The sequence below is a fragment of the Pseudophaeobacter sp. genome (assembly GCF_039971195.1).
In the GTDB taxonomy this organism is placed as follows: Bacteria; Pseudomonadota; Alphaproteobacteria; order Rhodobacterales; family Rhodobacteraceae; genus Pseudophaeobacter.
In genome coordinates, this window is the sequence record NZ_JBDWPJ010000216.1 from 1 (window position 1) to 23,643 (window position 23,643).

The 23,643-nt window shown below is 60.5% G+C and carries 25 protein-coding genes and 1 pseudogene; 15 read left to right on the plus strand and 11 right to left on the minus strand.

Going from position 1 to position 23,643, the window contains the following annotated elements; genetic code table 11:
* The 6 genes and pseudogenes from sucA to ABJP42_RS18625 form a co-directional block, all read left to right on the plus strand.
* Positions 1–433: pseudogene (gene sucA, locus ABJP42_RS18600) on the plus strand (2-oxoglutarate dehydrogenase E1 component); the annotation flags it as partial.
* 17 nt (positions 434–450) lie between these two features.
* The gene (gene odhB, locus ABJP42_RS18605; protein WP_348343077.1) at positions 451–1,950 is read left to right on the plus strand and encodes a 2-oxoglutarate dehydrogenase complex dihydrolipoyllysine-residue succinyltransferase; all 1,500 of its coding nucleotides are present in this window, start codon (positions 451–453) and stop codon (positions 1,948–1,950) included.
* 412 nt (positions 1,951–2,362) lie between these two features.
* Positions 2,363–2,752, plus strand: coding sequence for an MAPEG family protein (locus ABJP42_RS18610; protein ID WP_348343079.1), 390 nt, complete (start codon positions 2,363–2,365; stop codon positions 2,750–2,752).
* Positions 2,753–2,847: 95 nt separating this feature from the next.
* A complete protein-coding gene (gene lpdA / locus ABJP42_RS18615) occupies positions 2,848–4,242 on the plus strand; it encodes a dihydrolipoyl dehydrogenase (RefSeq protein ID WP_348343081.1) in 1,395 nt (464 codons plus the stop codon).
* Positions 4,243–4,406: 164 nt separating this feature from the next.
* Positions 4,407–4,826 (plus strand): hypothetical protein, encoded by a 420-nt coding sequence (locus ABJP42_RS18620; protein ID WP_348343083.1) that lies wholly within the window; start codon positions 4,407–4,409, stop codon positions 4,824–4,826.
* A 173-nt stretch (positions 4,827–4,999) separates the two neighbouring features.
* Complete coding sequence (locus ABJP42_RS18625; RefSeq protein WP_348343085.1) at positions 5,000–5,308, plus strand: EthD family reductase; 309 nt, start codon at positions 5,000–5,002, stop codon at positions 5,306–5,308.
* Positions 5,309–5,324: 16 nt separating this feature from the next.
* Here the strand turns inward: ABJP42_RS18625 and ABJP42_RS18630 are convergent, their stop codons facing one another.
* From ABJP42_RS18630 to ABJP42_RS18645, 4 genes are read right to left on the minus strand one after another with little or no spacing between them, the layout of a single operon-like run.
* Positions 5,325–5,930: a pyridoxamine 5'-phosphate oxidase family protein gene (locus tag ABJP42_RS18630; protein ID WP_348343087.1), complete on the minus strand. Its 606-nt coding sequence runs from the start codon at positions 5,928–5,930 to the stop codon at positions 5,325–5,327.
* Positions 5,917–6,657, minus strand: a complete 741-nt coding sequence (locus ABJP42_RS18635; protein WP_348343089.1) for a lysophospholipid acyltransferase family protein — start codon at positions 6,655–6,657, stop codon at positions 5,917–5,919. Before ABJP42_RS18635 ends, ABJP42_RS18630 begins: the two co-directional genes overlap by 14 nt.
* Entirely contained in the window at positions 6,654–7,553 is a 900-nt protein-coding gene (locus tag ABJP42_RS18640) for a cell division protein FtsX (RefSeq protein WP_348343091.1), read from the minus strand. The genes ABJP42_RS18635 and ABJP42_RS18640 overlap by 4 nt, the downstream gene beginning before the upstream one ends.
* Positions 7,550–8,227: a cell division ATP-binding protein FtsE gene (locus ABJP42_RS18645; RefSeq protein WP_348343141.1), complete on the minus strand. Its 678-nt coding sequence runs from the start codon at positions 8,225–8,227 to the stop codon at positions 7,550–7,552. The genes ABJP42_RS18640 and ABJP42_RS18645 overlap by 4 nt, the downstream gene beginning before the upstream one ends.
* A gap of 203 nt (positions 8,228–8,430) precedes the next feature.
* Between ABJP42_RS18645 and ABJP42_RS18650 the strand changes: the two genes are divergently transcribed.
* Positions 8,431–9,471 (plus strand): zinc-ribbon domain-containing protein, encoded by a 1,041-nt coding sequence (locus ABJP42_RS18650; protein ID WP_348343093.1) that lies wholly within the window; start codon positions 8,431–8,433, stop codon positions 9,469–9,471.
* 301 nt (positions 9,472–9,772) lie between these two features.
* Here ABJP42_RS18650 and ABJP42_RS18655 read toward each other — a convergent pair whose 3' ends face one another.
* The 5 genes from ABJP42_RS18655 to argH form a co-directional block, all read right to left on the minus strand.
* On the minus strand, positions 9,773–12,406 hold the full coding sequence (locus ABJP42_RS18655; RefSeq protein WP_348343095.1) for a DUF4175 domain-containing protein: 2,634 nt from the start codon (positions 12,404–12,406) through the stop codon (positions 9,773–9,775).
* Between the two features lie 63 nt (positions 12,407–12,469).
* Positions 12,470–13,735, minus strand: coding sequence for a diaminopimelate decarboxylase (gene lysA / locus ABJP42_RS18660; protein WP_348343097.1), 1,266 nt, complete (start codon positions 13,733–13,735; stop codon positions 12,470–12,472).
* An 83-nt stretch (positions 13,736–13,818) separates the two neighbouring features.
* Complete coding sequence (locus ABJP42_RS18665; protein WP_348343099.1) at positions 13,819–13,980, minus strand: hypothetical protein; 162 nt, start codon at positions 13,978–13,980, stop codon at positions 13,819–13,821.
* Between the two features lie 61 nt (positions 13,981–14,041).
* Entirely contained in the window at positions 14,042–14,284 is a 243-nt protein-coding gene (locus ABJP42_RS18670; protein ID WP_490363239.1) for a hypothetical protein, read from the minus strand.
* 52 nt (positions 14,285–14,336) lie between these two features.
* Complete coding sequence (gene argH / locus ABJP42_RS18675; RefSeq protein WP_348343101.1) at positions 14,337–15,731, minus strand: argininosuccinate lyase; 1,395 nt, start codon at positions 15,729–15,731, stop codon at positions 14,337–14,339.
* A 20-nt stretch (positions 15,732–15,751) separates the two neighbouring features.
* Between argH and ABJP42_RS18680 the strand changes: the two genes are divergently transcribed.
* From ABJP42_RS18680 to phbB, 6 genes are all read left to right on the plus strand, one after another.
* A complete protein-coding gene (locus ABJP42_RS18680) occupies positions 15,752–16,324 on the plus strand; it encodes a TlpA disulfide reductase family protein (RefSeq protein WP_348343103.1) in 573 nt (190 codons plus the stop codon).
* A 134-nt stretch (positions 16,325–16,458) separates the two neighbouring features.
* A complete protein-coding gene (locus ABJP42_RS18685; protein WP_348343105.1) occupies positions 16,459–16,884 on the plus strand; it encodes a hypothetical protein in 426 nt (141 codons plus the stop codon).
* A 4-nt stretch (positions 16,885–16,888) separates the two neighbouring features.
* Positions 16,889–17,812 carry a sterol desaturase family protein gene (locus tag ABJP42_RS18690; RefSeq protein ID WP_490363238.1) on the plus strand — a complete coding sequence of 308 codons (924 nt, stop codon included), beginning with the start codon at positions 16,889–16,891 and terminating at the stop codon, positions 17,810–17,812.
* A gap of 161 nt (positions 17,813–17,973) precedes the next feature.
* Positions 17,974–18,783 carry an EAL domain-containing protein gene (locus ABJP42_RS18695; RefSeq protein WP_348343147.1) on the plus strand — a complete coding sequence of 270 codons (810 nt, stop codon included), beginning with the start codon at positions 17,974–17,976 and terminating at the stop codon, positions 18,781–18,783.
* A 287-nt stretch (positions 18,784–19,070) separates the two neighbouring features.
* Complete coding sequence (locus ABJP42_RS18700) at positions 19,071–20,246, plus strand: acetyl-CoA C-acetyltransferase (RefSeq protein WP_348343107.1); 1,176 nt, start codon at positions 19,071–19,073, stop codon at positions 20,244–20,246.
* A gap of 188 nt (positions 20,247–20,434) precedes the next feature.
* Entirely contained in the window at positions 20,435–21,157 is a 723-nt protein-coding gene (gene phbB, locus ABJP42_RS18705) for an acetoacetyl-CoA reductase (protein WP_348343109.1), read from the plus strand.
* A gap of 75 nt (positions 21,158–21,232) precedes the next feature.
* On the opposite strand, the gene ABJP42_RS18710 is transcribed toward phbB, so the two are convergent.
* Complete coding sequence (locus ABJP42_RS18710; protein ID WP_348343111.1) at positions 21,233–21,388, minus strand: hypothetical protein; 156 nt, start codon at positions 21,386–21,388, stop codon at positions 21,233–21,235.
* Positions 21,389–21,502: 114 nt separating this feature from the next.
* On the opposite strand from ABJP42_RS18710, the gene ABJP42_RS18715 reads away from it, so the two are divergent.
* Both ABJP42_RS18715 and yddG read left to right on the plus strand, forming a co-directional pair.
* Positions 21,503–22,450 (plus strand): transcriptional regulator GcvA, encoded by a 948-nt coding sequence (locus tag ABJP42_RS18715; RefSeq protein ID WP_348343113.1) that lies wholly within the window; start codon positions 21,503–21,505, stop codon positions 22,448–22,450.
* Positions 22,447–23,301: an aromatic amino acid exporter YddG gene (yddG, locus tag ABJP42_RS18720; protein ID WP_348343115.1), complete on the plus strand. Its 855-nt coding sequence runs from the start codon at positions 22,447–22,449 to the stop codon at positions 23,299–23,301. Before ABJP42_RS18715 ends, yddG begins: the two co-directional genes overlap by 4 nt.
* A gap of 105 nt (positions 23,302–23,406) precedes the next feature.
* Here the strand turns inward: yddG and ABJP42_RS18725 are convergent, their stop codons facing one another.
* On the minus strand, positions 23,407–23,586 hold the full coding sequence (locus ABJP42_RS18725) for a YdcH family protein (protein ID WP_348343117.1): 180 nt from the start codon (positions 23,584–23,586) through the stop codon (positions 23,407–23,409).
* Positions 23,587–23,643: the final 57 nt, after the last annotated feature.

Sequence of the window (23,643 nt, forward strand, 5' to 3'; positions counted from 1 at the left end):
CCGGGTGCTTTGGGATGATGCCCAACAGGGCAACTCAGAGACCAAACTGGTCAAGGATGACAAGATCAAGCGCGTCGTCATGTGCTCGGGCAAGGTCTATTACGACCTGCTGGAAGAGCGCGACGCCCGCGGCATCGATGATGTCTATCTGATGCGGATCGAACAGTTCTACCCCTTCCCGGCGATCTCGCTGGTCAAGGAGCTGGAACGATTCAAAGGCGCTGAAATGGTCTGGTGTCAGGAAGAGCCCAAGAACCAGGGCGCCTGGACCTTCATCGAGCCCAATATCGAATGGGTGCTGAGCCGCATCAAGGCCAAGCACACCCGGCCTGCCTATGTGGGCCGTGCCACCTCGGCCTCGCCTGCTACCGGTCTCGCCAGCCAACATAAAGCCCAACAAGCTGCGCTCGTGAACGACGCGCTGACCATCTGAATCTGAGGAAGACAGACATGACCACCGAAGTTCGCGTGCCCACCCTGGGCGAATCCGTTACCGAAGCCACCGTTGCCACCTGGTTCAAGAAGCCCGGCGACACAGTTGCACAGGACGAAATGCTCTGTGAGCTGGAAACAGACAAGGTCACTGTAGAGGTGCCTGCCCCAGCCGCTGGCGTGTTGGCCGATATCGTCGCCAATGAAGGCGACACTGTTGGTGTTGACGCGCTGCTGGCCAATATCTCTGACGCTGGCGCCGCCGCGGCCCCGGCACCCGCCGCTGCTGCAACCGCCCCTGCTGCTGCACCTGCAGCAAGTGGTGGCAGCACCGATGTGATGGTGCCCACCCTGGGCGAGTCTGTGACTGAGGCAACTGTTTCTGTCTGGTTCAAAAAGGTCGGCGATTCTGTTGCCCAGGACGAAATGCTCTGCGAGTTGGAAACCGACAAGGTCTCCGTCGAAGTGCCATCGCCTGCCGCTGGTGTTCTGGCGGAAATCACTGCCGCCGAGGGCTCAACTGTTGAAGCCAGCGCCAAACTCGGCGTGATCTCTGGTGCTGCGGGAGCGGCGGCGCCGACCGCAGCCCCTGCTGCAGCTGCGGCTCCTGCCGCCGCAGGCAAGGACATCGCCAATGCGCCATCGGCGGAAAAAGCCATGGCCGAAGCCGGGCTTTCTGCCGCCAATGTGGCAGGCACCGGTCGTGATGGTCGTATCATGAAAGACGATGTCGCCCGCGCTGTGGCCGCGGCCGCTGCGGCCCCCGCGCCCGCCCCGGCGCCTGCTGCCCCCCGCGCCCCTGTAGCGGCCCAGGATGCCGCTCGCGAAGAACGGGTCAAGATGACTCGCCTGCGTCAGACCATTGCCAAGCGTCTGAAGGACAGCCAGAACACCGCCGCCATGCTGACTACCTATAATGAGGTGGATATGGGCGAGGTCATGGCGCTGCGCAGCCAGTACAAAGACCAGTTCGAGAAAAAGCACGGTGTGCGTCTGGGCTTCATGTCCTTCTTCACCAAGGCCTGCTGCCACGCGCTGAAAGAAGTGCCCGAGGTCAACGCTGAGATCGACGGCACCGATATCGTCTACAAGAACTACGTCAACATGGGCGTTGCCGCCGGAACCCCAACCGGCCTGGTGGTTCCCGTGATCCGCGACGCCGATGCCATGTCCTTTGCCGAAATCGAAAAAGCCATCTCTGCCAAAGGCAAACTGGCCCGCGATGGCAAGCTCTCGATGGCGGATATGCAGGGCGGCACCTTCACGCTCTCCAACGGCGGCGTCTATGGCTCGCTGATGTCCTCGCCAATCCTGAACCCGCCACAGTCCGGCATCCTCGGCATGCACAAGATCCAGGACCGCCCGATGGCGATCAACGGTGAAGTGGTGATCCGCCCGATGATGTATCTGGCGCTGAGCTATGACCACCGCATCGTCGATGGCAAAGGTGCTGTGACCTTCCTGGTACGCGTCAAGGAAGCGCTGGAAGATCCGCGACGCCTGCTGATGGATCTGTAAAAGGCTTTCAGGACATGCAAACCGTCAGCGCACTAAATAAAGCACTTGCCGTTTGGTGCGCTGGCCTTTGCCTGTTCATATTGTCTTGTGTCATCTGGCTTCTTTCGTTTCGAACCGCAGACCACTTTTTCTGGGTGGCCACAGTTCAATTGAGCGTTCTTACAATTGGTTTTTTGTCCTGTTATGGCGCTCTGATCCGCAGCTGCTTGAAACCAATGAAATCTGTTCTCAAATTCAACCTCTACGCCGCAATATTCTGGAGCGTTCTAACAGCTCTCATCGCTTTGCTGTCGCTATTGCCGTGCCCGTCCTGTGATCAACACGCAGGCCAAAGATATGCAGCTTTCCTTGCTGTTTTCGGCTTCATTTCAGCAATCCATTGGGCTTTCCACCGGAAATTGAGACACCCGAAATGACCACAGAACTCACAGCCCTTACCCTCGCCGCCCTGCTGCAAATCCTGCAGTTCTGCGCCTATTCCTTTACGGCCAACCAACAGGTCAGCCGCAAAACCGCCCTTGGCCCGCGCGACGAACCTGTCACGCTGACCGGCACCGCAGGCCGCTTCAAACGTGCGATGGAGAACCATTTTGAGGGGCTGATCCTCTTCACCATTGCCTGCGTGGTCGTAACCCTTGGTGAGCAATCCACCACAACCACCCAGAGCTGCGCCTGGATCTACCTTGGCGCGCGCATTGCCTATGTCCCCGCCTATGCCCTTGGACTTTCCCCCTGGCGCTCGGTGATCTGGTTCATCAGCCTTCTGGCCACTACATCCATGTTGATCGCCGCCCTGATTTAGGCTTTCATCTTTCCAATAAATATTCCGGGGGAGGCCCATCTGGGCCGGGGGCAGCGCCCCCTTCCTCCTCACTAAACCGCAAAGGACCCTCACTAATGGCAAGCTACGACGTCATCATCATCGGCGCAGGCCCCGGCGGCTATGTCAGCGCAATTCGCTGCGCCCAGCTAGGCCTGAAAACCGCCATCGTAGAGGGTCGCGAGACCCTTGGCGGCACCTGCCTCAACATCGGCTGTATCCCCTCCAAGGCACTGCTGCATGCGACCCATATGCTGCACGAGGCAGAGCACAATTTTGCCAGTATGGGCCTCAAGGGTAAATCTCCCTCGGTCGACTGGAACCAGATGAAAGCTTACAAGGAAGATGTCGTGGGCCAGAACACTGGCGGCGTCGAATTCCTGATGAAGAAGAACAAGATCGACTGGCTGAAAGGCTGGGCCTCGATCCCCGCTGCGGGACAGGTCAAGGTCGGTGACGAGACCCATGAGGCCAAGAACATCGTTGTGGCCACCGGCTCCGTGCCCTCCACCCTGCCCGGTGTCGAGGTCGACGAGAAGGTCGTCATCACCTCCACTGGCGCACTGGACCTGCCCAAGGTGCCAAAGAAGATGGTCGTCATTGGTGCTGGTGTCATTGGTCTGGAACTCGGCTCGGTCTATGCCCGCTTGGGCTCCGAGGTCACCGTGGTCGAATATATGGACGCAGTCTGCCCCGGCATGGACAAGGACGTGCAGCGCGGCTTCAAACGCATCCTGGAAAAACAGGGCCTCAAATTCATCATGGGCGCTGCGGTTCAGGGGGTTGAGGCCACCAAGACCAAGGCCAAGGTCAAATACGCCCTGAAGAAAAAGCCCGACGCCGAGGAAACCCTCGACGCCGATGTGGTGCTGGTTGCAACGGGGCGCAAACCCTATGCGGATGGGCTGGGCCTGGATGCATTGGGCATCAAACTGACCGAGCGCGGCCAGATCGCAACGGACGCCCAGTGGCGCACCAATGTGCCCGGCATCTATGCCATTGGCGATGTGATCGAAGGCCCGATGCTGGCTCACAAGGCCGAGGATGAGGGCATGGCCGTCGCCGATGTGATCGCGGGCAAACATGGTCATGTGAACTACGGCGTTATCCCCGGCGTGGTCTACACCACCCCCGAAGTGGCCACAGTTGGCGCCACCGAGGACGCGCTGAAGGCCGAGGGTCGCAAGGTCAAGGTTGGCAAGTTCAACTTCATGGCCAATGCCCGCGCCAAGGCGGTGCATCAGGCCGAGGGTGGTTTTGTCAAAATCATCACCGACAAGGAAACCGACCGCGTGTTGGGCGCAGCGATCATCGGCCCCGGTGCTGGCGATCTGATCCACGAGATCTGCGTTGCGATGGAATTTGGCGCCTCTGCCGAAGACATCGCCCTGACCTGCCACGCTCATCCGACCTATTCGGAAGCGGTGCGCGAAGCCGCCCTGGCCTGCGGCACCGGCGCCATCCACAGCTGATACTTGATTACTGCACCCCGGCATTATTTTGCCGGGGCGATCCCCAATAGGACGCATTTTTGAAACGGCGAATTCTCATCCCCATCGTGATCGTCGGATTGGCCCTTGGCGGGGCTGCGGCGTCAACCTTGTGGCCAACACCAAGCCGTCCTGAACGGCTTACCATGTTTTTTAAGGATATCTGCGTCGCCCACCATTTCGGCCGCGATTTTGGAACCCCAAGCGACTACGGTTTGGTAGAGGTTTTGGACGGCTTTCAGGATGTGCTATGGATCGACCCTGCAACCGGCGCCTTCATTCGCCTCGAAACGGCAAAATGCACCATCGAAGCGCATGCTCCTCATGAATTGAGCCGTCCAGAGGCCGAAGACCTGCTGACAAGGCTTGAAGTCATTGTCCCAGAAGAACTGCCCGATCTCCCGGTGGATCCAAGTGCGGATGTCGGCCCACATAGCGTTTCCAAAGGATGGCTCACCGGACCACGTGGATCTCTTGCGCGCTGGGGGGTGTTTTTTGCAGCCTTTCCAGACGATGCGGATGGCAGCAGTTGGCTTTGGATCAGGGCGCCCCAGCCTGACAGATAGGCAACCTAAGCCACCAATGACAATTTGTTCCAGCGGCACTGACGCGCAGATCTTCCCAAAACTGGCTAAGGCCTCAAATCTGAACGCAGCGCTGCATCGCAAAATCTTTCGCTAGGAAAATCGCCGTCGCAGCTGTCTATTGGTTCCAATAGCAACCTAAGGGAGGACACCACATGGCTGTTTCACTACAAGTCATCTATCCGGTCAGCGCCGACAGTACATTTGACCACGCCTATTACGCCGCGACCCATATGGCGCTTGTACAGGAACATATGGGACCGCACATCGACCGCGTTCTGGTCACCAAGGGGCTTGCTGGTGGACCGGATCAACCCGCCGGGTTTCATGCCATTGCGACAATCGTCTTTGCCGATCAGGAGGCCATGGGCGCCGCGATGAAACTGTCTGGCCCGGTGATGGCGGATGTGGCAAATTTCACCAATATCCAGCCGCAGGTGCTGATTGGTGAAGTCATCTCTTAACGGCGCTTCAAGAGGTTCACCACATGGTCTGGGCTGCGCGGGCACCCCAGGCCTGATCATAGTTTTTGCCACCTTCTTCGCCATCGGTCTGCTCGGCCAGGATTTCTCCCATGCTGGGCAGGTCCTGGCTTTCGTCGATACCTTTCCAGGTGCCCGCCCGCAGCATAGCGCGGGCGCATTGGCTGTAGATCTCAGCGATGGCAATGACAATCACAGTGGCAGGCTGCTTGCCCCCTTTGTCAAACCGGGCGCGCAGGTCCGCATCTGCCGTGACCTGTGCGCGGCCGTTGACGCGCACCACATTGTTTGACCCTGGCACCAGAAACATTAGCGAGATCCGCCCATCGCGCAGGATATTGCGCAGGCTGTCCAGCCGGTTGTTGCCGCGCCAATCGGGCAGGGCCAGGGTGCCGGGATCCAGCTCCAGAACGACCGGACCATCATCGCCGCGCGGGCTGTCATCCGTGCCTTCTGGACCCACCGTGGTCAACATGCAGAGCTTGGAGCCCATGATCCATTGGCGATAAAGCGGCGTCATCCGGCGCGCCACCTTGCGCAGCGAAGGCGCGCCCGGCGTGCCGTAAAGCGCTTCCAGATCTTCGATTGATTTAAGAAACTGCATCCGGATCAAATCCTATCTCGCGCATCAGCGCATCTGATTTGGCCTCAACCCGGGTTTCAAGCAGCTCCATGAACTCCTTGCGGTCCATGCCCGCATCGATCTGATCAAGGAATTCCACCACAGCGACGCCAGGTTTGCGCATGATGCCGGTGCGTGGCCAGAGCACCCCGACATTGGTCGCCACCGGCACACAGGGCTGCGCCAATTGTTCATAAAGCACTCCGGTGCCAACCTTGTAGTCGGCCTTGACGCCGGGGGCGACGCGGGTGCCTTGGGAATAGATAATCAGCTGACCAGCTTCCTGATGGCCCTCTTTCACGTCTTTGACCATCTTGTCGATGGCGGCTCCCCGTTTGCCGCGATCCACGGCGACACAGTCCAACAGTTTGGCATATTGGCCAATCACCGGTGTGCGCAGGATCTCCTTTTTCATGATGAACTTGGCGGTGGGCAGCGCTGTGAAGATCATCATGATATCCAGAAACGACTGGTGTTTGGCAGCGATCAGCACCTCGCCCTCGGGCGGCGTACCACGTACTTCGCAGCGAATGCCCACCATGAAACGCGCGGTCCAGAACACCCAGCGCGAATAGCTTTTGCAACAGGCCCGCGCGCCCCGTTTGCTAAAGATCGCCCAGGGTGCAAAGACCAGACCAAAGACCGGCATCATGAAATAGATCTGAAACACAAAGAGAAAAGACCGCAGCCACTGGATTGCAAAACTCACGTCAAATCTCCCAAACGTTTCTTGGCGGCCCGGGTGGTGGCAGCAAAGGCCACCAGAGCGCCCAGCGGCGGGATCACCAGCGGCAGCGCCCAGGCCCAGCCCTGAAACCCAAGCCCGGTCAGAAACCCGCCCTCATTCGAGGCCGCAGGCATCAGCCAGACGCCCAGCATGCCCAGCGCCATGCCTGCCGCTGCCCCGCCTAGGGCGCGCAGGGTAAAGCGGCGGATAAAGGCATGGGCAATGTAACTGTCTAGGGCGCCCACCAGGCGCAGCACCTCGATCACCTGAGCATTGGCGGCCAAAGCGGCATTGGCGGCCAGGGTAATCATCGCTGCGGTGGCACCGGCAATCAGCAGGATGGAGACAGCCCCCAGCCGTCGCAGCGCCCGCGCTGCATCCACCAGCGGTGCCCGCCAGCGGGTATGATCATCCAGCACAGCCCCCGGTACCTCGGCCTGCAAGCGCAGGCGCAATCCGGTGCCATCATAGCCGGGATCATCCTCGATCACTTCGATCAACTGCGGTACCGGCAGGCTGTCGATTGGCAAGGAGGACCCAAACCAGGGCGCCAAGAGCGCTGCCTGCTCTTCGTCGCTCAGCGCCCGCGCCGAGGCCACGCCCGGCGTTTGTTGCAGGATGGTCAGCGCCGCCTGTGTCTGTGCATTGCGCTGTTCGGCAGGCGCATTGATGCGCAGGGTTGCCGCCCGCGCCAGCTCATCCGCCCAGCGCGTGGCCAAACGGCCCGAAGCCAGTGACAACGCCAGCGCAAAGACCGCCAGAAAGGCCATCGCACCGGATACAAACAGCGTCAGCTGCGCGGTAAAGCCGCTGGGCGGCACCACCCGGTCGGCCTGGGCATCGCCCATGATCAGTTTGCGCAAGCGTCCTTCGCTCATAGGTCTGCCCCCGCCTGATGCAATTGTTTGGCCGAAATCCGCAGCACCCGCGCCTGCACCTGTTTCTTGGCGGCACGGATCAGCGACATGTCATGGGTGGCCAGCAGGATGGTCTTACCCATGCGGTTCAGCTCGACCAGCAGCTGCAACAGTCGCTGCGACATTTCCCAATCGACATTTCCGGTAGGCTCATCCGCAATGATCACATCCGGCGACAAAATGACCGATCGCGCCAGAGCTGCGCGCTGGCGTTCCCCACCCGACAGTTCTGGCGGCAGCGCATCGGCACGTTCAGACAGGCCAACCCAGTTCAGCAATTCACGCAGGTTGGCTTCTTCCTGGCTCAGATCCTTGCCCGCCACGATCAGCGGCAGGGCGATGTTTTCGATCACCGGCAGATGGTCCAGGAAACGGCAGTCCTGATGTACCACGCCAACGCGGCGGCGCAGATGCGCCATCTGATCGCGGTCCAGCCCCTGCACATCCATATTGAAGGCCCGCGCCCGGCCCGAGGTTGGGGTCAGCGCACCATAGCAAAGCTTCAGAAGGGTGGTCTTGCCCGCGCCCGAGGGACCGGTCAGGAAATGAAAGGAGCCCGGTGCCAGCTTCACCGAGACATCGCTCAGCAGCTCCCCGCCCCCGTAGTTGTAGCCAACGTTTTCCAGCTCTATCACGACTGTCCCCTGTTTGCGCTCAGCAGTTTTGCCCCAGTGGCCCGGTAGTTTCAATGGGCCATGGTTTCTGATGGGCATTGTGGCCTGCCCCTGGCGGTACCAAATCGCAATTCGCCCTTTCGCGAAAGCCCCGAACTGCCTATTGTCATTTGAAAATACTGCCGACAGTTGCCCGAAGAGGTTTCGGGTTCAAGGAGATCCTTATGCGCCTGACCTGCCCGAATTGCGGTGCCCAGTACGAAGTGCCGGATGACGTCATTCCCGAGGAAGGCCGCGATGTGCAGTGTTCCAGCTGCGGTGACACCTGGTTTCAGCAACCCGCTGGCTTTGTCACCGCGCCTGAGGCCGCCGCTGAAGAGCTCGGTCTTGACGGCGCCGACGAGGCCGAACACGCGCCCCAGGCTGCCGCGAATGACCCGCAGTCAGAGGTCGAAATCGCCTCTGATCCTCTGCCGGAACCGGATCCAGAAGCGACTCCAACTGAGGCACCCGCTGAAGTAGCAGAGCAGCCCGAACCAGCCACCGAAGAAATCGCGCCAACGCGGGTAAAACCAAGCCGCCCCGCTTCGACGAGGTCAGATACCGATGTGGATGAGGAGCCCCAGGAAGATCTCTGGGACAGCCCGGAAGAAGACCTCACCGAGGATGAATTTTCTAAGGACACCCCAGCACAAGAGACCGACGAAGCGCAGGCTCCTGGGCCGCAACAGCAGCGCGTCCTGGATCCCGCGCTGAGCGATATTCTGCGCGAGGAGGCCGAGCGTGAAGCCAGCCTGCGGGCCGCAGATCAGGGCGTCACACAGGTTTTGGAAACCCAGCCCAATCTAGGACTGGATGATCTACCCGAAAACGAAGAGGCTCGTCGCTCGCGTCAGGCCCAGGACCGTATGGCGCGGATCCGGGGCGAAGACCCCCGCCGTCTCGCCGCCGAGGCCAGTGGGCTCAAACGCGGTGTTCTGCCGGATATCGAAGAGATCAATTCAACCCTGCGGGCCGCCGATGCACCGCCACCTCCAGTCTCGGATGAGCCTGCACCCAGGCCGCGCAAATCCGGCTTCACCCGGGGCTTTGCCCTGGTGATCCTCGCGGTTCTGGCCATGGTGATGGTCTATAGCAACGCGCCGCAGATTGCGGAGATCCTGCCACAGGCCGATCCCTATCTCAGCAGCTATGTCACCTGGGTGGACCAGATGCGGCTCTGGCTGGACGCCAAAGTCACCGCGCTGCAACAGCCACAGATCTGATCTGGCGCGGCTGTCCCATGCTGCTCCACCCTTTGGCCTCAGCCATGTTTCTGACACTGCAACACAGGTCTCCCTAGCCGGATCGCGCCACCGCAGTTGCGGCTCTCTCAGAGCCGCAACTGCCAGGCCCAACCGTGGGGCAGGATTTTAATCCTGACCCACGGGCGGGAGCCCCCCTCTCCTTGGTGAAACAGCGCCCATATCAGCCGTTCCCGCCAGAGCAAAACTGGCAAGCGGACCCAGATTTCACAGGAAGGTCAGCCACGTCGGTTGGGTCGGGCAACCTTGGCGACATGACAGATCAAAATTGGTCCAGCAGGCGCTCAAAATAGCGCAGCTCTTCTTCGCTGCGCTCCTGTTCGCCGACCCGACGCCGCAACTCCTCCAGCAGGTCCCAGGCCCGACGATGGGCGCGGCCAGCGCCAAAATCGGCGTTGCGCTCATCTCCCAGGCCAGAGTTGTTCTGGTCCCGCCCCAGAGGGTCAGCCCGTGCCGAGGGGGTATTCTGCCCCTGCCCCGGTTGCTGTCCGGTCTGTTGGCTCTCTGCCATGGCTTCGCCCAGCGCCCGCATGCCTTCGCGCAAAGCCTCCATGGCCTCGGACTGGCGGTCGATGGCCTCGGCCATATCCCCCTGACGCAGCGCCTCTTCGGCGCCATCCATGGCCCGGCCTGCCCGGTCCAATGCCTCTTGCGTATCGGTGCCCTCAGCGCCCTGCCCCAGGGGCAGACCTTCCTGTTGACGACGCAGAGCCTCGCGCAGGGCCTGCTGCTGCTGCGCCAGGCTACCGGCCCCGGGAGAGCCGCCCTCCGCGCCCCCCTCTCCCGAGTCCCCCGGCATCTGGCCGTTTTGACCAGACTGACCTTCGCTGCCGTTCTGGCCGGATTGGCCTTCACCGCCAGCGCCGCCCTGATGCTGCTGGCCACGTCCCTGGCCACCGCTGCGGCCTTCGTTGTTCTGGCTCTCACCGGCCTGGGCATAGGGGTTGAACTGTTCCTGCAGATCCCGGAAAGCCTGATCCGACAGGCCCTGCTGCTGCTGCAGGGTCTCGCCCAGATCCTCCATCGCCTGCTGCCCGTCTGATCCTTCCTGGCCCGGCTGGCTCTGGGTCATGCGCATGTTTTCCATCATTCGCTGGAACTCTTCCAGCGCCTGTTCGGCCTCGGCCATGCGGCCCTGTTCCATCAATTCCTGAATGCGGTCCATCATCGCCTGCAGGTCCTGCTGGGTCAGGGTCATGGCCTCCTGCCCGGATTGCCCCTCTTCGCCCGATTGACCTTCGCGCTGCGCCTGACGCTGCAATTGCCGCATATAGTCCTGAGTGGCCGCGCGCAGGTCTTCCATCAGCCGGGCAATCTCTTCCTGGCTGGCGCCATCGCGCATCGCCTGGCTCAGCCGTTCCTTGGCCCGCTGCATCCGCGCCAGGGCATCACCGATATCGCCCTCTTCCAGGCTTTGCGCCAGCGCCCACAGCGCGGCGGCACTCTCATCGCGCTGATCCTCGCTGATCACATCACTGGCGCCTGGACTGACCTGCATCGCCGCCTCCAATCCGCGCAGGATGGCCCGCATCTGCAAATAACTGCCTGCCTCCTGAAACAGGGTCTCAGGGCGATGCGACAGGGCGCGCAACAGCTGAGAAATCCGCAGGCCATTGCCGCGCGACCAAATCAAGTCCCGTCGCTGTTCAGCCACAGCGGCGGCCAGCGGGTCAAAGAACCGTGGTGCCACAAGCGAGGCCCCCAATCCGGACGACACCGAAGACTGCCCCGCCGCATCCCGGACAGAGAAGGTAAAGATCACCGGCAGATTGGCCCAGGGGTGCTCGGCAAAATCCTCGATCAGCATGTCTTCGAACTCTTGCCGGGAGCCGCTGATCGGCAGCGGCAGCGGCAGTACGATATCCTCGCGCGCTTCGGGTTCGACCTGCAACCCGTGCTGACGAGGCAGAGCAAGGAGATCCAGCGCAATCCGCACCTCGCCACCCTCGATGCCATAGTCATCCTGCGCCAGAAACGGCAGCCTCAGCGCCCCGTCTTCGGTCAGTTCTGGCAGACCCAGAATGGAAATGCGCGGCGGCTGATCCGGGCGCACAGTGACCTCCCAGGCACGTCCTCCCTGCCCTGTGACCTCCAAGTGCCCCGAAGCCTGCACCAGAATCTCATGATCCAGCGCCGCAGCCGCCTCTTCCTTCAGCTGACCAGAGAGGGTCTCGGCCAGCTTCAGCGCCCCGGCCTTGCCATAGAACCGCAGGGTTATCCGGCTTCCCTGAGCCAGTTCCAGCACAGGTGCCTGTTGATCGTTCAGATAGAGCACCGGCAGGCCGGTATAGCGCGGCGGCTCGATCCAGCCTTCCCAGCTGGGCCCCGCCAAGACAGTATCGCGGCCCGGAGCCATGGCCCCAAGGCTGCTGACCCGCCAGACCGAGCCAAAGATCAGGGCCATCAACAAAGAGACTATCGCCACATAGCGCAGGGCAAAAGGATCCGCAGCGGCAAGACGCAGATTGGGCTGTACAGGTTTTGCTGCGGCCACCGCCCGCGCCATACGCGCCCGATGCACCTGCCACAGCGCCATGGAGCCGTCATCACCCGCACCAATTGCCTGGGCATCCAGCAGCGCCGTTACCGGGCGCCCTGGCAGGCTGGCATCCAAACGGGCCAGTGCCTCGGTGCGACGCGGCAAGTGAAAACGCCAGAACCCATAGCCCAGTGCCAGTAGGGCTGCGAGCAATACAATGATCCCAGTGCTCCAGACCACATCTGAGGAAACCAGATCATGCAGCCCCAACATCAGAGCCGCAGATGTCACCATCACAACAGAGGCCAAGGGCCAGAAAGCCCGCAGCGCGCTTTCGCAGACCATGCCCGCCCGCGTCAGCCGCAGCGGCCATCGCAGGGGATGAAGTCGTGGATCAGCTTGTTCGCGTCGCGCCATCGCAGCTCAGCCTCCTTTGGGCGGTGCAAGTGGCGCAAAACCCCGGCAAATCTGCCAGGGGCGTTACAGCCACTCCGGGATGGTATCGCGGTTTATCATTTCATCATAGTCCGGCCTTGGGCGAATAACCGCAAATTGATCCCCATGCACCAGCACCTCGGGAACCAATGGCCGCGAGTTATACTCGCTGGCCATCACCGCGCCATAGGCGCCGGCGCTGCGAAAGGCGATGAGATCCCCGGCTGCAAGCGGCGGCATATTGCGCTCTTTGGCAAAGGTATCACCGGTTTCACAGACCGGGCCAACAATGTCATAGGGACGCGGTTCAACCCCCGGAGCTGGTTCGGTGACCGCCACAATATCGTGGTGCGCCTCGTACATGGCAGGGCGGATCAGATCGTTCATCGCACCGTCAACGATCAGGAACTCGCGGTCCTCACCGGATTTCACATAGATCACCTTGCTGACCATCAGCCCGGCATTGCCTGCGATCAGACGGCCCGGTTCGATCTCGATCTCGCAATCCAGATGGCCCAGGGTCTCTTTGATCAGCTGCCCATATTCCACCGGCAGTGGCGGCGCCTCATTCGAGCGTGTGTAGGGAATGCCCAGGCCGCCACCAAGATCCAGGCGACGGATATCATGGCCATCGCTGCGCAGGGTCTCGGTCAGCTCTGCAACTTTTTCATAGGCCTTGCGGAAGGGCTCCAGCTCGGTCAGCTGCGAGCCGATGTGGCAGTCGATGCCAATCACCTTCAGCCCCGGCAATGAAGCTGCATGGGCATAGACCTCGCGGGCCCGCGAAATCGGAATGCCGAATTTGTTTTCGGATTTTCCGGTGGCGATCTTGGCATGGGTCTTGGCATCAACATCCGGGTTCACCCGAATGGTCACCGGCGCCACCAACCCCAGCTCCAGCGCCACAGCGTTGATCACGGCCATCTCGGGCTCGCTCTCGACGTTGAACTGGCGAAGGCCACCGGTGAGCGCACAGCGGATTTCCTCGGCGGTTTTGCCAACGCCCGAGAACACGATCTTATCGCCGGGAACGCCGGCCGCCTTGGCGCGCAGATATTCCCCCTGGCTAACCACATCCATGCCCGCCCCCGCCTGGGCCAGCGTCTTGAGGATGGCCTGATTGCTGGCCGCCTTCATCGCGTAGCAGACCAGGTGGTCCATGCCTTCCAGCGCCTCGTCGAACAGCCGGAAATGGCGCAGCAGCGTAGCGGTGGAATAGACATAGAACGGAGTGCCAACGGCAGCCGCGATCTCGGCAACCGGCACATCTTCGGCGTAGAGCGCGCCGTCGCGGTAGAGAAAGTGATCCATGTCTTGGCGATTAGACCAAAACCAACCGCGCTGGCAAATGATTCCCGCTCATTTCTCCGACACTTCCACGGCGAAAACCCCCATCAGAAACGATGCGAGACACCGACGCGGGCATAGCCCGAGACCCGAACGCCGGATTGGGGCGATTGTACAGCCTTGGCGCTTTCGGGCGGACGGGCATAGGACTGTGGCAAATCACAGGCCGAAAGCCCAAGGACCCCAAGGATCAGGAATATGCGGATCATCGTATCTAGGCCCTGCCCAATTTGATTTCAGAAGATGGCTTTGTAGGCCTGTTTGGCGCGGCTAGAAGCCAAGAAAGATATTCACCGGGCCTTTGTGCAAACCCACGGTACCGCCTGCATGCACACCACTGTTGGACACGCCAACACCGGCATTCACCGAAGGACGCACCGGCTCTCCGTCGACGCCACAGGCGCTTAAACCGGCGCCCAAAAGAGCCACTCCAATCACTTTGAGCATCCATCTGCGCATCATCTTGCCTCCAGAAAACCGGCCAGGTTCCCACCCGGCCAACATGGGTGCCATGGGCCAGAAATCAAGCTGCCCCATGCGCAATTCAATATCCTCAGGTGCTGTTTCAGGCCTCGAGGATCGCGGTCCAGCGCGCCACCTGCGCCCGCACCTGTGCAGGCGCGGTGCCACCGTAGGACATACGTGAGTTTACCGAGTTTTCGACGCCAAGAACAGTGAAGACATCCTGTGTGATCTCAGCGTGCACGCCCTGCATGTCCTCCAAAGTAAGATCCGGCAGATCACAGCCACGCCCCTCAGCCAGGGCCACCAGGGATCCGGTGACATGATGGGCATCGCGGAACGGCAGACCCAGAACCCGTACCAGCCAATCGGCCAGATCGGTGGCGGTGGAGAAGCCAGAGCCGGCAGCCTCGGCCAGTTCCGCTCGGTTGGCGCTCATATCCTTGACCATGCCTTCCATCGCCGCCAGCGCCAGCATCCAGTTGTCAGCGGCGTCAAAGACCTGCTCTTTGTCTTCCTGCATATCCTTGGAGTAGGCCAGCGGCAGGCCCTTCATCACCATCATCAGCGCGGTATTGGCGCCAAAAATCCGGCCCACCTTGGCGCGGATCAGCTCGGCGGCGTCAGGGTTTTTCTTTTGCGGCATGATCGACGAGCCGGTGGAAAACCGATCCGACAGGGTCACAAAGCGGAACTGCGCCGAGGACCAGATCACCAGCTCTTCGGCAAAACGGCTGAGGTGTACCGCGCAGATCGAGGCCGCCGAGAGGAATTCCAGCGCAAAATCGCGATCCGAAACCGCATCCAGCGAGTTCGCCGAGGGGCGATCAAAGCCCAGCGCGGCAGCTGTCATCTCGCGATCGATGGGAAAGGAGGTCCCGGCAAGGGCTGCCGCCCCGAGTGGAGATTCGTTCATCCGGGCGCGAGCATCACGCACGCGGGACAAATCGCGGCCAAACATCTCCACATAGGCCATCATGTGATGGCCCCAGGTCACTGGCTGCGCCACCTGCAGATGGGTAAAGCCCGGCATCACCCAATCGGCGCCAGCCTCGGCCTGGGTCAGCAGCGCCCGGATCAGCGCCAAAAGGCCCGTTTCGGCTGCATCCAATTGATCGCGCACCCAGAGTTTGAAATCCGTGGCGACCTGATCATTGCGCGACCGGCCCGTGTGCAGGCGGCCTGCAGGCTCCCCTATCACCTCTTTCAGGCGGGCTTCGACATTCATATGGATGTCTTCCAGCGCGGTGGAGAACTGAAAGGTTCCGTTCTCGATCTCTGACAAGACCGTGAGCAGCCCTTCCCGAATTGCCTCGGCGTCGTTATCGCTTATAACGCCTGTTGCGGCCAACATTGCCGCATGGGCCCTGGAGCCGGCAATGTCCTGGGCAGCCATCCGCTTGTCAAAACCGATCGAGGCGTTGATCGCCTCCATGATCGCGTCTGGGCCAGCGGCAAAACGGCCGCCCCACATCTGGTTCGAGGCTTGATCTGTCATGGTGGAATCCCGGAGATAATATGCGTCTGTTACGTCATCTTTCCCTTTATATCGCCCTGGGCCTGGGTGCAAATGCGGCATTGGCTGCCGATGTTGCCGAACTGGAAGCCCTGCGCGCCGAAAGCCTGAAACGTCTGGTGGTCCACAAGGAAGCCCGCGAGGTCTCGCAGGCTGAGTTCCACCTGGAGGACGACGGCGGTATGGCCAGCCTGCACGACTACAAGGGCAAGGTGGTTCTGCTGAACTTCTGGGCCACCTGGTGTGCGCCCTGCCGCAAGGAAATGCCGCAGATAGCCGAACTACAAGAAGAATTCGGCGGCGATGATTTTGAGGTGCTGACCATCGCTGCGGGTCGCAACTCTCCGGCTGGCATCGTCAAGTTCTTTGACGAAAACGGCATCACCAACCTGCCGCGCCATCAAGACCCCAAACAGACCCTGGCCCGCGAGATGGCGGTGATCGGCCTGCCCATCACGGTGATTCTCAACCGCGAAGGCGAAGAGGTCGCCCGCCTGTTGGGCGATGCGGAATGGAACTCTGAGAGCGCCAAGGCAATTATTGCCGCCATGATCGGCTCCAAACCCGAGAGCTGATCCCCATTTTGATCCACACCATGGCCTTGGCCAAAGTTTTTGGCCAAGGCTACCCCTTCCCCTACGCCACCTTTGACAGCACGCCCCCCTCGCCGCCATGCTGATCTCTACTGGGCGCTATCAGGGAGGAGACTATGCCGCTGGAGCTTTTGTTGATCCTCGTGGTTGGGGGCATCAGTGCCATTGCCCTGCTGCTGCATTTGACAGGGCGTTCAACACCGCGCGTGATGAATGATGCCCAGGCGCGGCAAGCCTGGCTGCGCCAATTTCCCGAAAGTCCCATTGCCGATCTGACCCTGGCTAGGGACGGCCATGCAGCCCTAATTCAACCGGCGGATGCTGCTGCGCCGCTTGGACTGGTCTGGTCCTTTGGAGCCGATAGCGTCGCCCGGTTTCTGCAAGAGGCCGAGCTGAGCCCCTGCACACAGGGGCTGCGGCTGCGGCTGCATGATTTTTCTGCCCCGCAGGTACTGCTGCATCTGACCAAACCAGAGATCGAAGACTGGCAGGCGCTGATAAGCGGGCAGGCCATCAACCTGCCCCATGCAAAAGAGGTGTAACATCATGGATCCGCTTTCTTTTCCAGACGTGACCCAATTGGCAGTGCCGATCTTTATCGCCGCGATCCTGGGCGAATTCCTCTGGATTGCACTAAAAGGTCGCGGCGGGCGCTATGAGACCCGCGATGCGGTGACCTCGCTGATCATGGGCGCGGGCAGTGTCGCCTCTGGCATCTTGTTGGGCTTTATCGCCTGGGGATTCTTTATGTTGCTGTGGGAGATCACGCCGCTGGATCTGGGCACCTCGGTCTGGGTGATCATCCTTTGCTTTGTGCTGGATGATCTGCGCTATTACTGGGTGCATCGTTTTGGCCACCGCATTCGCTGGGTCTGGGCCAGCCACGTCAATCACCACTCCAGCCAGCACTATAATCTGACCACGGCGCTGCGCCAGACCTGGACCGGCACCTTTACCTTTATGATGGTAGTGCGGGCGCCCTTGGTTCTCTTGGGCTTTCACCCGGCGCTGGTCTTGTTTGTTGGCGGCATCAACCTAGTCTACCAGTTCTGGATCCACACCGAGGCCATCGGCAAGATGCCGCGCTGGTTTGAAGCGGTGATGAATACCCCCAGCCACCACCGCGCCCATCATGGCCGTAACCCGCGCTATCTGGACTGCAACTACGCAGGCGTCTTCATCATCTGGGACAAAATGTTCGGGACCTTCGTGCCGGAACAAGACCACGACCCCGTGGATTATGGTCTGGTCTACAACATCGGATCGTTCAATCCGCTGCGGGTGGCCTTCCACGAATGGGTGGCGATCTTTCGCGACATGACCCAGCCCGGACTGTCCCTAAAGCAAAGGATGCTCTATGCGCTGGCACCGCCCGGATACAGTCATGACGGCAGCCGCGACACTTCCGAGACTATCAAGGCCAAACACCTGGCCCGCAGCCCCAAGGATGTAGGCACACCGGGGTTCTGATCCCTCTCTGAAACCTGCCGCGCACGACCCGTTAAAGTTTTAAGTTTAAGCCTCAATTCACCCTTTTGCGCGACAGTCTCTGGTGACGCATAGTTTTTGCGACAAAAAGCAGAACCAAGAGGCATAATGTGGTCAGTAAACGCAAATTGAGACGGGCCAATATGGCCGAAGGGTCAGAAGATCCGCTGTCAGCCGCAGTGGTGTCACGCGACCTCTCGACGCTCGACATGGTGGCCGAAGCCGTCAAACACGACCAGTCCATGCTGGCTTATCAGCCGGTCATGCAGGCCATGCCGCCCCATGGCATCGCCTTTTATGAAGGTTACATCCGGGTTCTGGACGCCACCGGCCGGGTGATCCCCGCCCGCGACTTTATGCATGTGGTGCATGACAAGGAAATTGGCCGCGAGCTGGATTGTCTGGCGCTACAGCACGGGCTAAAGGCCCTGGCCAAATCGCCACAGATCCGCCTGTCGATCAATATGTCCGCCCGTTCCATCGGTTATCGCCGCTGGTCCAAGGTTCTGGAAAACTTCCTGAAGAAAGACGAGACTATCGGCGAACGGCTGGTGTTGGAAATCACCGAGGCCTCTGCCATGGCCGCACCAGAGCTGGTGATCGACTTTATGGACCGGATGCAGAAACACGGCATCGCTTTTGCCCTGGACAATTTTGGCGCCGGCACCACCGCGATCGGGCATTTCCGCGAATTCTTCTTTGACGCCGTGAAGATTGACGGCCAGTTCATTCGCGGCATTTGCACCAGCCCCGACAACCAGGCGGTTGTACGCGCCCTCGTGGGCATCGCCAAACAGTTCGACATGCTGATCGTGGCAGAATCCGTCGAAACCGAAGCCGAGGCCGAATACCTGGTCTCGATTGGCGTCGATTGCCTGCAGGGCTTCCTATATGGCGCGCCCACGGTCTCCCCCCCCTGGCTGGAAGAGATGAAACGCCGCAACCGCGCCTGAGGCCCGCACGCCACAACGTAAGGCGCTGCTACACCGCAGAAAATCACGCTGCATCGCAGCAAGTTGAAACCCGCCTCTGGCCCTGCCGCAGGCGGTTTTTCCCCGTCTGCGCATATGTCAGTTGACTCCAACCCGACGCCTGAGACACCCTGTCAATTGCTGCATCTGCAGCAAGACGCTATATCTGTCCCGGAGAGGGAGCTGGAGACATGACACTTCACGGTAGGATTTTGCCGGTGAGCTGCTGAGTCTTCACGAGAGAATTTGATGGCAGAGGACCAGAAATAATGACCAATGTTGTAATTGCATCCGCCGCGCGTACCGCTGTCGGCAGTTTTGGCGGAGCCTTCGCCAATACGCCCGCCCATGATCTGGGCCGCGCCGTACTGGAAGCCGTGGTAGAGCGCGCAGGCATCGACAAGGCCGAGGTCTCTGAGACCATCCTGGGGCAGGTGCTGACCGCCGCCCAGGGCCAGAACCCCGCCCGTCAGGCCCATGTCAACGCCGGCCTGCCACAGGAAAGCTCTGCCTGGGGCATCAACCAGGTCTGTGGCTCCGGTCTGCGGGCCGTGGCGCTTGGGGCGCAGCATATCCAATTGGGAGATGCCTCCATCGTCGCCGCTGGCGGTCAGGAGAACATGACCCTGTCGCCCCATGCCGCCGCCCTGCGCGCCGGTCACAAGATGGGCGATATGAAATATATCGACACCATGATCCGCGATGGTCTCTGGGACGCCTTCAACGGCTATCACATGGGCCAGACAGCTGAAAACGTCGCCGACAAATGGCAGATCTCCCGCGAGATGCAGGATGAATTTGCTGTCGCCAGCCAGAACAAGGCCGAAGCCGCGCAAAAGGCCGGCAAGTTTGCCGATGAAATTACCGCTTTCACCATCAAGACCCGCAAGGGTGACATCGTGGTGGATCAGGACGAATACATCCGCCACGGCGCCACCATGGCGGCAATGCAGAAACTGCGCCCTGCCTTTGCAAAAGAAGGCTCTGTGACGGCTGCAAATGCCTCTGGCCTCAACGATGGAGCGGCGGCCACCCTGTTGATGAGCGCAGATGATGCCGAAAAGCGCGGCATCGAGCCTCTGGCCCGTATCGCCTCCTATGCCACTGCTGGCCTGGATCCTTCGATCATGGGCGTCGGCCCGATCTATGCCTCGCGCAAGGCGCTGGACAAGGCGGGCTGGTCGGTTGGTGATCTGGATCTGGTCGAAGCCAATGAGGCCTTTGCCGCCCAGGCCTGCGCCGTCAACAAGGACATGGGCTGGGATCCTGCGATCGTCAACGTCAACGGTGGCGCCATCGCCATCGGCCACCCCATCGGCGCCTCTGGCTGCCGGGTGCTGAACACGCTCTTGTTCGAAATGAAGCGGCGCGGTGCCAAAAAAGGCCTCGCCACCCTTTGCATCGGTGGCGGCATGGGCGTTGCCATGTGCCTGGAGCGCCCATAAGGCGCTGCCGCATTTGACATAGAACAGGGCGCCCTTGTGGCGCCCTTTTTATTACACGGACAGGTTTTGCTGCAGGTGCGACAATTTACGCGGCATTGCGGCAAAAATCCGTTGCGCAACAATATTGCGTATAGCATTATCAAACTGTAGCAAGATTACCGAGCGAATCTGAATTGGAGGAAAACTGAATGGCACGTACTGCACTCGTTACCGGCGGCTCACGCGGCATTGGCGCAGCAATCTCGAAGGCTCTGCAGGATCAGGGCTGCACCGTCGCAGCCACCTATGCGGGCAACGACGAAGCGGCGGCAAAATTCACCGAGGAAACCGGCATCAAGACCTATAAGTGGAATGTCGGCTCCTACGAGGAAAGCCAGGCAGGTATTGCCAAGGTTGAGGCAGATCTCGGCCCGATCGACATCGTGGTGGCCAATGCCGGCATCACCCGCGATGCGCCTTTCCACAAGATGACCCCCGAACAGTGGCATCAGGTGATCGACACCAACCTGACTGGTGTTTTCAACACCGTTCACCCAATCTGGCCCGGCATGCGCGAGCGTAAATTTGGTCGTGTTATCGTAATTTCCTCGATCAACGGCCAAAAGGGCCAGTTCGCTCAGGCGAACTATGCCGCCACCAAGGCCGGCGACCTTGGCATCGTCAAATCCCTGGCCCAGGAAGGTGCGCGCGCCGGCATCACCGCCAATGCGATCTGCCCTGGCTATATCGCCACCGAAATGGTCATGGCGGTTCCGGAAAAGGTCCGCGATTCGATTGTGGCCCAGATCCCGACAGGTCGTCTGGGTGAGCCCGAAGAGATCGCCCGTTGCGTGGCCTTCCTGGCCTCCGACGATTCGGGCTTTATCAATGGCTCCACCATCTCGGCCAATGGCGGTCAGTTCTTCGTCTGATCTGCCACACGTCAGAACAAGCAAGGGCCGGTCTGTTCAGACCGGCCCTTTTCTAATCCCGTAAGAACATGTGCACTATGCCCAGCGGGAAATCCCGATACCTGCGGATTTTGTGACCCCGGATTTACGCGACCGGAACAACCATGCCAGGACTGAAAACAGCGCCTGGCTGCGCTCTGCATGTGCCCGTTCCATCGCCTGCTTGACGTTGCTATTTGCTGAGTATCCCATCGTCTTCGCCTCCGTTCGGATCAATAATGTCTATCTGAAGCCAATATGGGCTTTTCTTGAAAAGGGCACAAACGAGACTTTCCAAAGCTTCAGTTAAGTATTACTTGTCTGAATATGTCAGATCGTCTCCCCCCCCTTACCGCCCTGCGGGCCTTTGATGCGGCTGCGCGCCATATGTCATTTGCTCAGGCCGCAGCCGAGCTGAACGTGACGCCAGCTGCCCTATCGTTTCAGATCAAATCGCTGGAGGAGCATCTGGGCACGCCGCTGTTTCGCCGCCTCAACCGCTCGGTAGAGCTGACCGAGGCCGGTCGCACCCTGGCCCCCGGCGCGGCAGAGGGCTTTCAGGCCCTTTCTGCCGCCTGGATGGCCACCCGGCGGCTTCAGGACAACAGCAACCTCACCGTGACCGCAGGCCCGGCGCTGACGGCAAAATGGCTGGCGCCGCGGATGTATGATTTTGCCCGCGCCCATCCCGAGATCGACCTGCGTTTCTCTGCCACCCTGCGCAATATGGATCTGGCCCGCGATGATGTCGATGTGGCGATCCGCTTTGGCTATGGCCAGGATGATGACCTCTATTCGGTGCCCATTCGCAAAGAGTGGCTGACTCCGGTGATGTCGCCGGAACTGGCAGCGCAATTCACCAGCCCTGAAAGCCTGATTGAGGCGCCGCTGATCTTTGACGATTCCATCGACTTTCTGCAGCCACCCTGCGACTGGCCCACCTGGTTTCGCGCCTCCGGGATTGATTTCACCCCACTGCACGGCGCGCATTTCTCCAATGCAGATCACGCCATCAATGCTGCGGTCTCTGGCATGGGGGTGGCGCTGGGGCGTCGCCCGATGATCATTTCCGACCTGCAAGAGGGGCGCCTGGTGGCACCGTTCAAGCTGGCGATTGAAACCAAGGCGCGGTTTCGCTTCCTCTGCCTGCCTGGCGCAGAAAAACGGCCACAAATCGCGGCCTTTCGCGATTGGTTTCTGGCAGAGATCGAAAAAACCGCGCATATATCCGATGGTTTCACCGTTATCCCGGTCGAGGAGATCGCCGCTTTATGACCCGTTCCAAGGCCACCGCAGTGGGGTTTATTGCCGTATTACTCTGGGCGCTGCTGGCGCTGCTGACAGTTGGCTCGGCACCGACCCCACCGCTGCTTCTGAACGCGATCTGTTTCAGCATCGGCGGCACCCTGGGGCTGATCTGGACCTATGCCTCTGGCGGGTTGGGGCAGCTGCGCGCGGTGTCCTGGAAGATCTATGCCTTTGGCTCGCTTGGGCTCTTTGGCTATCACGCGCTATATTTCTCGGCGCTGCGTCTGGCTCCGGCGGCCGAGGCTGGCCTCATAGCCTATCTCTGGCCGCTGCTGATCGTGCTGTTTTCCGGATTGTTGCCGGGAGAGCGCCTGCGCCCCGGTCATCTGATTGGCGCGCTCTTGGGCTTTGCCGGGGCAGCGGCCATCATCACCGGAGGCTCCGGAGGTTTTCAGGCAGAATTCCTGCCCGGTTATATTCTCGCTTTCCTCTGTGCGCTGACCTGGTCTGGCTATTCGGTGCTATCGCGGCTGATGGGAAATGCCCCAACAAGTTCGGTTGCGGTGTTCTGCGTGGTCACGGCCATTGCCTCCTGGGCCCTGCATTTTGCCGTTGAAGAGACCCTCTGGCCTGCGGGAACGCTTGGCTGGGTCTCGACGCTGTTGCTGGGATTGGGCCCTGTCGGGCTGGCCTTTTATGTCTGGGACATTGGTGTCAAACAGGGAGACATCCAGATGCTGGGCACCAGTTCCTATGCCGCGCCGCTGCTGTCGACGCTGGTGCTGGTGCTGGCCGGTGTTGCCGATCCCAGCTGGGGGCTTGCCCTGGCCGCAGCCCTTATCACCGCAGGCGCAGCAATCGCCGCCAAAAGCGGCTAACCCGAGACCGCGTAGACTCCAAACAAGTAGCCCCCAAACAAAAGGGCCGCCAAATCTGGCAGCCCCGAAGGTTCTTGCTTCTGTTTCCCATTCGGGGATCAGAGGTTATGCTGTTTCGAGTTCACTGCTCAAGCGCTCAATCTCTTCTTTGAGCTTCAGCTTTTGCTTTTTCATCCCGGCGATCTCCAGCCCGTCAGTACTGGGCATTCGCTGGGCGTTCTCTACTTCCGTACTCAGGTGGTCATGCTTCTTTTTCAGTTCGGTGAGATGCGAGCTGAGGCTCATGGCGTTCCTCCTTAAAGCGAGACAAACAACCCCTAACCTGTGGGGTCACTTTGAGTG